10 protein-coding genes are annotated in these 12,424 nt (G+C 44.3%); 5 read left to right on the top strand and 5 right to left on the bottom strand.

Translation table 11 applies throughout. The annotated features are described in order from the left end of the window. Window positions 1-50: 50 nt before the first annotated feature. From fusA to ACHZBG_RS15490, 4 genes are all read left to right on the top strand, one after another. Window positions 51-2,081 carry an elongation factor G gene (gene fusA / locus ACHZBG_RS15475; RefSeq protein ID WP_320130366.1) on the top strand — a complete coding sequence of 677 codons (2,031 nt, stop codon included), beginning with the start codon at window positions 51-53 and terminating at the stop codon, window positions 2,079-2,081. A 180-nt stretch (window positions 2,082-2,261) separates the two neighbouring features. After that, entirely contained in the window at window positions 2,262-2,585 is a 324-nt protein-coding gene (locus ACHZBG_RS15480; protein WP_320130367.1) for a helix-turn-helix transcriptional regulator, read from the top strand. A gap of 152 nt (window positions 2,586-2,737) precedes the next feature. Beyond that, window positions 2,738-3,124 carry a VOC family protein gene (locus tag ACHZBG_RS15485; protein ID WP_320130368.1) on the top strand — a complete coding sequence of 129 codons (387 nt, stop codon included), beginning with the start codon at window positions 2,738-2,740 and terminating at the stop codon, window positions 3,122-3,124. Window positions 3,125-3,352: 228 nt separating this feature from the next. Then, entirely contained in the window at window positions 3,353-5,437 is a 2,085-nt protein-coding gene (locus tag ACHZBG_RS15490; protein WP_320130369.1) for an elongation factor G, read from the top strand. Between the two features lie 106 nt (window positions 5,438-5,543). On the opposite strand, the gene trmB is transcribed toward ACHZBG_RS15490, so the two are convergent. Continuing rightward, window positions 5,544-6,293, bottom strand: coding sequence for a tRNA (guanosine(46)-N7)-methyltransferase TrmB (gene trmB / locus ACHZBG_RS15495; protein ID WP_320130370.1), 750 nt, complete (start codon window positions 6,291-6,293; stop codon window positions 5,544-5,546). A gap of 8 nt (window positions 6,294-6,301) precedes the next feature. Next, window positions 6,302-9,655: a transcription-repair coupling factor gene (gene mfd / locus ACHZBG_RS15500; protein WP_320130371.1), complete on the bottom strand. Its 3,354-nt coding sequence runs from the start codon at window positions 9,653-9,655 to the stop codon at window positions 6,302-6,304. On the opposite strand from mfd, the gene ACHZBG_RS15505 reads away from it, so the two are divergent. Next, on the top strand, window positions 9,636-10,445 hold the full coding sequence (locus ACHZBG_RS15505; RefSeq protein WP_320130372.1) for an inositol monophosphatase family protein: 810 nt from the start codon (window positions 9,636-9,638) through the stop codon (window positions 10,443-10,445). The genes mfd and ACHZBG_RS15505 overlap by 20 nt on opposite strands. On the opposite strand, the gene ACHZBG_RS15510 is transcribed toward ACHZBG_RS15505, so the two are convergent. The 3 genes from ACHZBG_RS15510 to ACHZBG_RS15520 are packed head-to-tail and all read right to left on the bottom strand — an operon-like array spanning window position 10,435 to window position 12,303. Continuing rightward, on the bottom strand, window positions 10,435-11,130 hold the full coding sequence (locus ACHZBG_RS15510; protein WP_320130373.1) for a queuosine precursor transporter: 696 nt from the start codon (window positions 11,128-11,130) through the stop codon (window positions 10,435-10,437). The genes ACHZBG_RS15505 and ACHZBG_RS15510 overlap by 11 nt on opposite strands. Continuing rightward, window positions 11,127-11,654 (bottom strand): nucleoside-triphosphatase, encoded by a 528-nt coding sequence (locus tag ACHZBG_RS15515; protein WP_320130374.1) that lies wholly within the window; start codon window positions 11,652-11,654, stop codon window positions 11,127-11,129. Before ACHZBG_RS15515 ends, ACHZBG_RS15510 begins: the two co-directional genes overlap by 4 nt. Beyond that, window positions 11,644-12,303 carry a hypothetical protein gene (locus ACHZBG_RS15520; RefSeq protein WP_320130375.1) on the bottom strand — a complete coding sequence of 220 codons (660 nt, stop codon included), beginning with the start codon at window positions 12,301-12,303 and terminating at the stop codon, window positions 11,644-11,646. The genes ACHZBG_RS15515 and ACHZBG_RS15520 overlap by 11 nt, the downstream gene beginning before the upstream one ends. Between the last annotated feature and the right edge of the window lie 121 nt (window positions 12,304-12,424).

The raw sequence follows: 12,424 nt of genomic DNA on the forward strand, positions 1-12,424 counted from the left end.
TTAACCCTTCTGTTGTGTGATACATTTATGCAGATAGTAAGGAATTGAATATGAATGAGAAACTGACACGCAATATCGGGATAATGGCGCATATCGATGCTGGAAAGACAACCACGACGGAACGCATTTTATTCTATACAGGAGAAAATCATAGAATAGGTGAAGTCGACAACGGCGAAGCCACCATGGATTTCATGGAACAAGAACAGAATCGAGGTATAACGATTGCCAGTGCAGCTACCACGTGCACCTGGAAAAATCATCAGATAAATATCATCGATACTCCGGGACATGTTGACTTCACCGCTGAGGTGGAACGTTCATTGCGTGTCCTTGATGGAGCTGTCGTCGTCGTTTGTGCAGTCGGGGGCGTTGAACCCCAGACAGAAACCGTTTGGCATCAGGCAGACACCTACAAGGTCCCACGCATTGCCTTTGTCAATAAAATGGACAGACTTGGTGCAAACTTTGAAGAAGCAATCGAAGAGATCAGGACCAAGCTGAACACCAATCCCATACCTGTCTTCTATCCTGTCGGTGCCGAGAATGATTTTTCGGGAATCATAAATCTTCTTTCGATGAAGTATTATACCTATGACAGTTCAGACCAAGGCAAGACCATAGTCGAGAATGACATCCCTGAAAATTTGCTGGAACGTGCCGAGACCTGGCATGAAAAACTTATTGATAGCGTCGCCTCCTTCAGTGATGAAATAACCGAGCTATACTATGAAGGGAAGGAAATACCTTCGGAATTGATCATATCCACGCTCAAGAAAGCCACCATCGAACGTATTGCCCTTCCTGTTTTCGTGGGTTCCTCACTCAAGGATATCGGGGTCCAGGCCTTGCTCGATGGCATTGTGGATTATTTGCCCTCTCCCTCGGAAGTTCCTCCCCTTTTTGGAATGAATCTGAAATCCGGCAAGGAAGTCTCTGTATCCTATGACGAGAATAAGCCACCCCTTGCCTTGATATTCAAGATCCAAGTCGATAGGGAAGCAGGTCCCATGTGTTTTGTGCGGGTTTATCAGGGGAAATTGAAGAAAGGGTCCACGGTCATGAATATCTCCAAGAAAAAAAGGGAGCGTATCAACAGGATTATGCGCATGCATGCCGATCGTCCTGAGGATTTGACGGAACTTGAAGCCGGGGATATCGGGGTCATCGTTGGTTTCAAAGAAGCCAGGACAGGGGATACCATAGGTAGCGAAGGCGTACAAATACTTCTGGAAAAAATGGTTTTCCCAATTCCTGTAATCTCGGTAGCCATTGAGCCAAACACACTCAGCGACCAGGACAAACTCAAGGCGGCACTTGCAATTCTGGCCCAGGAAGATCCGACGTTTACCTACCGTGATGACGAAGAGACCGGACAGCTCGTCATTAGCGGAATGGGAGAACTTCATCTGGATGTCCTGGTAACGCGATTGACCCAGGAAATGAAAATCCAGGCAAGGGTGGGCAAACCACAGGTTACCTATAGGGAATCAATCACCAAGGAAGCCAATGGAATCGACACCTTTTCAAAGGTCTTGGCAGGGAAAGAGAACGCAGCGACCATCGGCCTTACCGTCAAGCCGCTTCCTTCAGGAAGTGGGACAAAATACATCTGTTCCGCCAAGACAAAAGGGATACCCGAGGATATTCTGGAAGCCGTTAAGCGAGGAATCACCAATGCCTTCAAAGGCGGTATAAAATTTGGCTACGACATCTGTGATATGGAAGCTGAAGTTACCTCCCTCACCTACAATGAACTCACCGCCTCTACCTTTGCCTTCGAGGCTTGTGCTTCGATGTGCTTTGATAAAGTGGCCCAACAAGCGTCACCGGTTTTGATGGAACCCATCATGAAAGTTACCGTGGTAGTACCTGTTGCATTTGTCGGTGAAGCCATTTCAAGTCTTACAAGTCGCGGTGGATTGGTCAACAGCATCGACAGTAGACCAAGTGCAGAACATATCCATGCACAGGCTCCCCTGTCCCAATTGTTTGGGTATTCCACGATTCTTCGTTCGGCTACGCAAGGAAGAGGAACCTTTTCCATGGAATTTGACCATTATGCACAAAAACAACGATAACTCCATATAACTATACAAAAAACGTTTAGCAAACCCTTGCATAATATCTGTTTCCATGCCTAAGATAAGGAAGGATTGGAGTGTATTTGTGATACTAATGGTAGACATGTAAACAAGTTTACATGTCTATCGGAGAAAATGATTTCGAGAAACTACGGTTTCGTTATAGAGGAGTACAACATGGCTAGAACTTACAACTTGCAAGACATTTTTGCGCGGAACTTGAAGGAAAGAAGAAGGAAACTCGGACTTACACAGGCACAGCTTGCTGAAAAAATTGGCGTTTCCACTTCTTTTGTCACAGAGATAGAAACCTCCAGGAAAGCTCCGTCCTTTGCAACCATTGAAAAAATCAGTGCTGCACTGGATGTACCTTGTTGGACGTTTTTCTGTGAAGATGGAGACAAACTGCCCAATGACGTATCTGCAATGGATCAATTTGCTTACAAGCTAAAACAGGATATAAATCATCTTATCGATGTGAATGTGAGCATGGCAAAATAATCCATTCCCGGCAATTTGAATGAAACGCAACAGGTCTTGTCCGTTATGGCAGGGCCTGTTGCATTTTTTTCCTTTTTTTAATATGCCTATGTTTTACATGAATGTCAAAAATTGATATGTAATAGTAAAGAAAAGGATGGGGATAATATTTAATGAAAGCACAAATCAGTCTTATTACGATCTGGACAAATGATATAGATAAAATGAAAAATTTCTATACTCAAGTTCTCGACTTTAGAATTGAAAATGACCTAGGCAATTATGTTGAATTTGAAAACAATGGAGTACGATTTGCTATTAGTATGAGAAATGTCATGTATGGGTATAGTAGCGAATATAGGAAAGAGTCTTTTGGACAGGGCTTTGAACTTGCTTTCCCCTGTGAAAATCCCAAAGATGTTGATGAATCATTTGAAAAGTTAATCTCTAAGGGAGCAACTTCTATTCAGGAACCACAAAATATGCCTTGGAATCAAAGAACAGCACTATTTGCAGACCCAGATGGAAATATACATGAGATTTTTGCAGAAATTAAATAATACGTAGTTTTTTAAATTGGGCATTATAGGTGGACAATTCCACCTATACAGGCAATATTTCAACACTATAGTAAAAGATAGCCTTTACAGCAAAAAGCACTTTCCATACAAGTGTCTACCTATTGCATAGAGAATAATTCTTTTGACATATGGGGTTATGAGGCTTACCATTGACACATGCGTTCTAGGACGGCAGGGATTACCACCTGACGATCAAAGGAGGAACATATGAGCGTTGTAAGCACAGACCTGAGGAATGTCGCAATCGTTGGCCACAACGATACCGGGAAAACCACATTGCTTGAACAAATGTTATTCTATGCAAACGTGATTTCCCGGGCAGAAACTGTTGAAAGTGGAAAGACTACCAGTGACTTTACCGAAGAAGAAATCGCACATAAGATTTCCATTCATGCCTCCCTCGCAAGCATTCCATGGGAAGGAAAGACCCTGAACATCCTCGATACTCCGGGAACAGCCGGATTCATAGGAGAAACCATCTGCGGATTCCGCTCTTGCGAATCAGCAATCATGGTCGTAGACGCCCGTGATGGTGCCCAGATAGAGACCATCAAGCTTTGGCGTCACCTTGACGCACGAAATAAACCACGCGCGGTTTTTCTCAATAAAATGGACCGTGACCGTGCAGATTATATCAAGACCCTCGAAAACCTGAAAGAAACTTTCAAGGCTACTTTTGTACCGGTAGCCATCCCTATCGGGGAAGGCAAGGACTACAAAGGAATCATCAACCTTATTGAAAACAAGGCTTATCTACTCTCAGACAATGGAAAGGAAGTAATAGCTGATATTCCTGAGGAACTGAAGGCTTATGAAGACAAATTCCGTCTGGAACTTATCGAAAACGCCGCAGAAGGGGCTGATGAACTGATAGAGAAATATTTTGAGGCAGGAACCCTTGACAGTGACGAAATTCGAAGGGGCCTGAGGGAAGGACTTGACCAAAATCGGGTAATACCAGTGTTCTGCGGTTCTGCAAGTCTTGGTTCCGGAATCATCACACTCTTGAATTTTATCAGGTATAATTTCCCCAAACCCCTTGGAAAACTGGAATCTGTTGTTGATGAAAAAGGAAATGGCATTCCCTACTGCATCAAGGAAGAAGGTCCAGTCAGTGCCGTCGTTTTCAAGACGACTCTTGACCAGTTCAGTGGGAAACTGAGTTTCCTCAAGGTTGTAACAGGGACCCTTACGCCTGACTGCGACCTATACAACCCGGAAATCGGGAAAAAGGAAAGGCCCGGTAAATTGTTTCGGGTTATCGGTAAAAAACTCATTGAAACTGATAGCTTGGCCGCAGGCGATATAGGAGTCATGGCAAAGAGCAATATTGCACAGACCAATTCAACGCTACTTGGTAACGCTGATATGAAAATCAGGTTCAAGCATCTTGCCTTCCCAAATCCAATTTATATGCTTGCAATCAACGCCGAAGACAAGAAAAGCGAAGTAAAGATGAATGAAGCCCTGCATAAAATCGCTGAAGAAGATCTGACATTCAGGACAAAATTCAACGAAGAGACAAAAGAAAGCACTGTCTCGGGAATGGGAGAACTCCATATCAATATGATCCTGGATAAAATCCGGGATAAACAGAAAATTGTCATACACACCAAGCTCCCTCGGGTAGCTTATCGGGAAACAATCACAAAAAAGAGTGGACTGTCCGAATATTCCCATAAAAAACAAAGCGGTGGTCATGGTCAATATGCAAAGGTCCTGATTGAAATAGCACCGATTCAACGTGGTGAGTATTACTTGTTTACCAACGCTATCAAAGGCGGATCGGTAAGCAAAGGATATATTCCAGGTATTGAAAAAGGATTGCATGAGCAAATGGAAGAAGGATTTCTTGCAGGCTATCCTATGGTGGATATCGGCATAACCCTCATTGATGGAAAGGAACACCCCGTAGATTCAAGTGAAATGGCATTCAAGCTTGCTGCAAAAGGAGCATTGAAGGCTGCACTGGAGAAATCAGGGGTCGTCTTGCTTGAACCAATAGAAAAACTTGGTGTCTATATTGAAAATGAATTCCTGGGAGATATTCTTTCCGATCTTTCCACCAAACGAGGCAAAGTCCTTGGCCAGGAAGATATGGGACATCTTCAATTGGTCAAAGCCTTGGTTCCCCAATCAGAGCTGCTGAACTATGCCATTGACCTGAAATCAATGACAAGCGGAACGGGAAGCTTTGATATGGAATTTGATCATTATGAGCCATTGAACGGCAAGCTTGCCGATGAGGTCATTAAACACTACCATGAAACAATGAAGGAAGTGGAAGAATAGACCTTGGAAAACAATCATTGAAGAAGCATCTTCAAAATGATTGCTTGAGAGAAAGTTTGTATTTGATCTTGGAAGGGGATTTGCGGCGGCAGTCCCCTTCCCTTTTTTATTTCTTGAAAGACCTCTTTTCCACCCAGACTTCATTGATCGGGTTATTCTGGGCCAAGCCTTTTTGTTCAAACTTGGTGGTAGGTCTCCAAGATAGAGGGGGACAAAACCCTCCGTAGGGATTCTCCAAACCCTCCGTTTCAGAAAAAACTGAGAGCATTTGACTGGCATATTCCTCCCAGTCGGTAACACAATAGATATATCCACCCTCTTTAAGTTTTTCCATCAGGAGACGAGCAAGAGGAGCTTGGATCAAACGACGTTTCTGTTGTTTTTTCTTTGGCCAGGGATCAGGGAAAAACACATGGAAGCCTGCAACCGAACCGTCTACGATCATACTGTCGAGCACTTGGACTGCATCAAAACGCATGAGGCGCACATTAGCAAGTCCTTGTTTCCCTACCTGGTCCATCAATTTCGAGAATCCCGAAAGAAATACCTCAATACCCAGATAATTGTATTCGCTCCGTTCCTTGGCAATACGTTCGGTGGAAGTTCCCATTCCAAATCCGATTTCAATGATTACAGGTTTGTCGTTACCAAAAATATCCTTGAAGGAAATTTTCTCTTCCTGGAAGGTAAGACCATAGATAGGATAATACTTTTTTATTGCCTCAAGCTGAAAAGTCCTGAGGTAGGAAGTACGGAGCACATAACTCTTTATACCTCTTGGAGAACCTTCCTCCCTTGACTCAACCCACTTCAGTTCCGGGATATCTGCAAAAATAGTATCTTGGGTTTCCTGCATGGAGACTCCTATAATAGTCGTTGCAACTTTTCCATCAGGAACAGTGCTTTGTCCTTCAGGGAAACGGCATCGGTTCTTAAATACATGACATTCATACGTTTCATATCAAGCCAAACAGTCTTTCCGCTCTGCCCTATCAGGGCCATGACCTTGTTTACGTTCAATGCGGCAACCTTGCCAAATTCCAGGGAAACCGTTCCTTTATGCTCCGATAAATGAATGATTGACAACTTCCTGCAAATAATCTTGATCTCTGCGATATAGAGTAAATTGGCGACTTCCTCAGGCAAAGGACCAAACCGATCAGCCATTTCAGAGGAAAGGGATTGCAATTGTTCTTCATTTGAAATGGAAGAGATCTTTCGATAGATATCAAATTTCACGGAAGGAGCGGTAATATAATTATCCGGTATGAAACCAGTATAATCCAGTTCAAGGAATACCTCTTTCTCCTGCTCCGCCTCTCCGCTCTTCTGCAAGGCAGATATTGCCTCGTCAAGGATACGGATATACATATCAAGACCGACAGAAGCCAATTGCCCGCTTTGTTCCCGCCCCAGTAAATTCCCGGTTCCCCTAATCTCCATATCCTTCATCGCCACCTTGAAACCGGAACCAAGTTCTGTATGTTCACTGATTATCTTCAATCGCTTTACTGCGATTTCACTCAAGGCACTTCCTTGGGGATAGAAAAGATAGGCATAGGCCTGGCGATCATTTCTTCCGACACGACCCCTCAGCTGATACAACTGGCTCAAGCCATATCGGTCTGCTCGATCTATGATGATCGTATTTACATTGGGAATATCAATACCGTTTTCAATGATGGTTGTGGAAACCAATACCTGGATCCCTTCATGCACGAACCTGCGCATGGTATCCTCAAGAGCTGCGCTGTCCATCTGACCATGGGCACTTTCAATGATCAAATCAGGAAGCCGGACGGAAAGTTGGCGAACAACATCATCAAGGGATTCTATACGATTATGTAAAAAGAAAATCTGGCCACCCCGTTCCACTTCGTCACGGATTGCCTTGACTATGAGATCTTCATCGTATTCGCCTATCACTGTCTCGATAGGCCGTCTGGCAATAGGCGGGGTGGTAAGCAAGGACATGTCCCTGATTTTGAGAAGCGACATGTATAGAGTCCTGGGTATCGGGGTGGCGCTGAGGGAAAGGGAGTCGATGCTTGTCCGTACGGTCTTGATCTTTTCCTTGTCCTTGACCCCAAAACGTTGTTCTTCGTCGACTACCAGCAATCCAAGATCCCGGTAAAGCAGATCTTTTTGCAAGATGCGATGTGTACCAAAGAGAACGTCAATCCGCCCCTCAGCCAAAGCTAACAATACTTGTTTTTGATCCTTCTTGGAAACAACCCGGGAAAGTTGTGCACAGCGCACAGGGAAATCAGCAACTCTCTTGATGAAATTCTGGTAATGCTGTTCTGCCAAGATGGTCGTAGGAGCAAGAAAAGCTACTTGCTTCCCTCCCATGACGGCCTTGAAGGCTGCCCTGAAGGCAATCTCGGTCTTCCCGTACCCGACATCACCGCAGACAAGGCGATCCATGACTATCGGTTGCTCCATGTCATTCTTGATGTCTTCTACGCAGGTAAGCTGATCCACAGTCTCGTCAAAGGGAAAGGAAGCTTCAAACTGCAACTGCCAGTCTGTATCCTTTGCAAAGGCAAACCCAACACTATTTTGACGCTTGGCATACAGGGTAATAAGATGCTTTGCCAAATTCTCTGCATTCTTTCTTGCCTTGGCCTTCTTGTTTTCCCAGCCTTGCCCGCCGAGTTTATCTTTTCTGGGAACTCCTTGTTCACTACCGATATACCGTTGGACAAGGTTGGCTTGTTCAATGGGAACATAGAGCATTTCTCCATCGGCATAGGCAATCTTGATATAATCACGTTCCCTGTCGAAGCTCTTTACCCGATCGATCTTGACAAACTGCCCCACCCCATAATTGACATGTACGACATAATCTCCCTCATTCAAGTCAACAAAGGAATCAAGGGGAGAAGATTGGGTGTGTTGCAAGGTCTTCACAACTTGCCGACGTCTGCCAAAAATCTCGTGCTCGCATAAGGCAATTGTCTTGCAAGAAGGGATGGAGAAACCTCCGGATATTTCCTGATTTTCCCATTGAAGTTTATTGAAAGCGCTGAGCATCTGCATAAGTCGTTGTTTCTGCAAGGGATTATCCGTAAAAATAGTCACCTGCCAGCCATCTTTCTCCAAGACCTTCAGCTCATCCCTAAGCAACGTAAAATTCCCGAAATAGGACCGGGGTCCCTCGATATCGAACGAAAAGACTCCTTCTTTCTGATTGGAAATATCCAAGACAGTAAGACTTCTCTTACAGCTTTGTTGGAAAGCAGGAAAGTCAAAAAGAATTTTATCAGGTTTCAGAGCTTCCCTATCAAGCAGAAAAGCCTCACGATAGAGAGCCTTGGCCTCCAACTGCAGGCTATGAAAACTTGTAGCCAATCGTTGATCCCCAAGAAAACAGAAAAAGTCATCTTTTCCAAAATACTCGTCAATCGTGGTAGTTCCCAATTGTTTGGTATTGGTATCTACAAGGGATATAGTCAACTTGTTGACTTCCTTGGAAGACTCCTGGGTTATGGGGTTGTATTCCCGTATTTTCCCGATTGAATCCCAATCTGCATAAATTCTGTAGGGAATTTCACTTTCATAGGGAAAAATATCCATTACTTCGCCACGAACCGTATATTCGCCTGGGGTCGAAGTAGAGACTGTCCGATCATATCCAGCACCTGACAATCTTTCGGCAAGGGCCGAAGAATCGAAAGGACCTCCCACTGCAAGAGTTGCATTTGCCTCATCCAGGGTGCGCGGAGATATCACTTGACTTACAAAAGGCCGTAAGTGAGTTACAATAATCCCATGCTTGCGTTCACGTATGGAACTAAGCCGTTCAAGTTGGCTATATTCGATACCATCACCACTAAAGGGAGTATATAATTTCCTTCCATGACTAGGGATATAGGTAATGGACACCTCGTCCTTTGACAAAGGCGTTTGCATCACTGATTTAGCATCGACGAGAAACCCGCAGTCCTTGAGCAACTGCAAGGCACTGTCCTCGGTAGGACAGACGACCCAAAGTCGTCCTTTTTCCCGTCTGGAAAACAATCGCAATAAAACAGAAAGCGGGTACCCTTCGAGTCCTTGGACATTCAGGGGGAATTCCCCATTCACATACGCCTTGTATGCGAAACTGCTTTTGATATACGATTGAACGGAAGTGGCGATTGGCATCTGCATAAGCGCCATTACCCTATCACGAGCAAGAAGGTTATGCAAGAGAATGATTTTGCAACTTGACAAAGAAAAGCTGGATATTCTGGCCAAGGAAGTGAGGGATGCCGGGCAATATGCAAAAGAACAACAAGCCCTTATCCACAGAAGCTACAAGAAAGACGGTACTGTCATCACCGAAACAGATATAACCATATCAAACCGAATCATTGAATGCATAGGAAAACTTTTTCCCGATGCCAATATCATCAGTGAAGAAACCTTGACACCGTACAAACAAGAAGCTCCTTGTACCTTTGTCCTTGACCCAATTGACGGTACGGATGTCTACTCCCAGGGATTCCCTTCCTGGGCAGTTGCCCTTGGCATCCTGGACAGCAACAGGAAACCGGTTGGTGCATATATCTGTGCTCCTCGTTGGGGAATAGGTACAGAAGAACTATTTGTCAGGCTGGATCCGAACGGTCCCCTTTTGGTCAATGACATTCCTTTCTCCGTAAAAGAAGGAAAAGATTTCCCCCACCAGATAACCATGGGCTCCAGCGGACAGCGTCTGATGGATTTTTCCCACTTCGAAGGAAAGATACGTATTTTTGGAAGCAGCATCATACATATGCTCTGCCCCGTGCTCTTTGATCATATTCAGGGATGCGTCAATCAAAGTTGCTATATCTGGGATGTAACGGCAAGCCATGCGGTCCTGCTCCATGAAGGCATGGATATTGAATACATCGACGGACAACCATTTGTCTATGATGATGATTTCACGCTCAAAAGGAAACCCTTTCCAATTTCCCTGTATGGAGGAACCAAGGTTTGCAGGGACAACCTGAAAAAGGTACTGCCCCCTAAGAAGTAATCTCTTCTATCTTGCCACTCTCGACCCAATGACGTGCAAGGTAGATAAAGGGAGTATCGCAAAGGGCAACTGCCCACTTCAAGACATAGGTGCTGATCATGATCTGTATCAGCACCTCCTTGGGATATACTCCCCAAAAGGCAATGAGAGTAAAGACCAAGGTGTCGATTGCCTGACTTACGAAAGTACTCAGATTATTCCTGAGCCAGAGGGTGTTACGCCCCGGCTTCCTTTTCTTCCAAAAGGAAAATGCCAAAATGTCATGGTAATTGCTCAGGACATAGGCTATCAAGGAGCCTGCGGCGATACGTGGCATCAACCCAAATACCGTGGAAAGGGCTCCTTGCGCAATATCCGAGGAAGAAGGCTCGAACAACAAGGCTACCTGCATCAACACAGTCATGGAAAGCAGGGAAAAAAATCCGATGGCAACAGCTTTCTTGGATGCTTTCTCCCCAAAGAATTCGCTGAGGATATCTGTTGCCAAAAAACTGGTGGCATACACGATATTCCCCAAGGTAGCTTCAAGACCAAAGAGCGAAATTGTCTTGGTCACCTGGATATTCGCAACAATGATACTGATGGGAACCCATATATACAGACCTAACTTTCCCCAAAGGCGGAAAGCAACCATAATGGCGATAAAATCCAAAATCAATAGGACAATCCAATACAATTCATTCATTCCAAACAATTTATTATTCCTTCTGTCATTGGTTTCAGTTCTTCGCACCTAATCAGTTCCACTTCTGACTCATCAAGTCCATATCGTTGGAGGATTGAGCAAAGAAACGAGGTTCTCACCGTTGCCAGCACCAAAAGACCTGGTTGCCCAAGAGCCCTGTGAAAGGATTGGTCAAAACCAAGACCCTCAAGTTCAAACCTACCAAGTTCGTCAAAAACGACAAGCCGATAGTCATTCAAGTGTTCAATTATGGTTTGGTTGGCCCAAGCAAAAACCGTACTATCAATAAAAAAACGTCCCCAACGAATTGCATTGGGAAGGGCAGTTTCACATATAGCTACCCTTTCCTCGCCAGTTGAGAGGTTTTTCAGTCTATAACAGTTTTTTTCTTTGTTTGCAATAGCTACAAATCCACCTATCTCAGAGAAATGGAATTTTTGTTCATTTCTTTCGAGATAGGAGAGCAAAGTTGTGGTTTTTCCACCATTTCTGGGTCCTGATATAAAAATTATATTAGCGTGCACCTAGGAAGCTCTGCAGGACATCAAAGGATTTCATGGAATCCTCGCGTTTGATTACAAAAGTCAGTTCATTCATTGTCGACACAAGTTCGATGACATTTATTTGCTCCCAGGCAAGACGCCTGACTGCCTCATAGACAATACCGGGAGTTTGCAAGAAGTCTCCGGTAAATACCAAGGAAAGGGCAACCAAATCGTCCATCCGGTTTAGCACTTCCTCGTCTTTTGCCAAAAAGCTCACCAGATCACGATATTTCTCGCTTACCGAGAGGGATACCTCATGACTTCCGAGCGTGATATTAAGGAAATCACCTTTTACCGTAGATATCTGATCATAGAGAGCCCCAAGTTTGGCAATGAAACTATCTCGCCTTACGAGGTTCAAATCAAAAATATTGGTTTTCATCACAATGCCATACTCGACATTGTTCACCTTGCACCTGACATCACGGTTTTTCAGCTCTTCCCCATAGCGTCTGAGGGCCATCACAATTGCGGACGGCTTGACTTCCTTACCATATGCCTTCTGTACGTCTGCCTGGATGGATTCGGCATAATTGCTGAAAGATAAGATCCCGTTGATCAACATCTCGTGAATAAATGGTGACTTGTCCACTACCCGTTTCACACAACTACTCACAGAATCTGCCATATGATAACTCCTTGCGTATATCTGTTATCATAAACACATTTACAGTTTTTTTGCAACATTTTCACTACATAAATGCAAAATTAACTACAAATTGCATAATTTCTGCACAACTTCTTGATTC

This window comes from uncultured Sphaerochaeta sp., assembly GCF_963676625.2.
In the GTDB taxonomy this organism is placed as follows: domain Bacteria; phylum Spirochaetota; class Spirochaetia; order Sphaerochaetales; family Sphaerochaetaceae; genus Sphaerochaeta.

Excerpts from the sequence above, each read along its gene's own strand:
- fusA (WP_320130366.1), top strand. The coding sequence starts at position 51 with ATGAATGAGAAACTGACACGCAATATCGGGATAATGGCGCATATCGAT.
- ACHZBG_RS15480 (WP_320130367.1), top strand. The coding sequence starts at position 2,262 with ATGGCTAGAACTTACAACTTGCAAGACATTTTTGCGCGGAACTTGAAG.
- ACHZBG_RS15485 (WP_320130368.1), top strand. The coding sequence starts at position 2,738 with ATGAAAGCACAAATCAGTCTTATTACGATCTGGACAAATGATATAGAT.
- ACHZBG_RS15490 (WP_320130369.1), top strand. The coding sequence starts at position 3,353 with ATGAGCGTTGTAAGCACAGACCTGAGGAATGTCGCAATCGTTGGCCAC.
- trmB (WP_320130370.1), bottom strand. The coding sequence starts at position 6,293 with ATGCAGGAAACCCAAGATACTATTTTTGCAGATATCCCGGAACTGAAG.
- ACHZBG_RS15505 (WP_320130372.1), top strand. The coding sequence starts at position 9,636 with ATGATTTTGCAACTTGACAAAGAAAAGCTGGATATTCTGGCCAAGGAA.
- ACHZBG_RS15510 (WP_320130373.1), bottom strand. The coding sequence starts at position 11,130 with ATGAATGAATTGTATTGGATTGTCCTATTGATTTTGGATTTTATCGCC.
- ACHZBG_RS15520 (WP_320130375.1), bottom strand. The coding sequence starts at position 12,303 with ATGGCAGATTCTGTGAGTAGTTGTGTGAAACGGGTAGTGGACAAGTCA.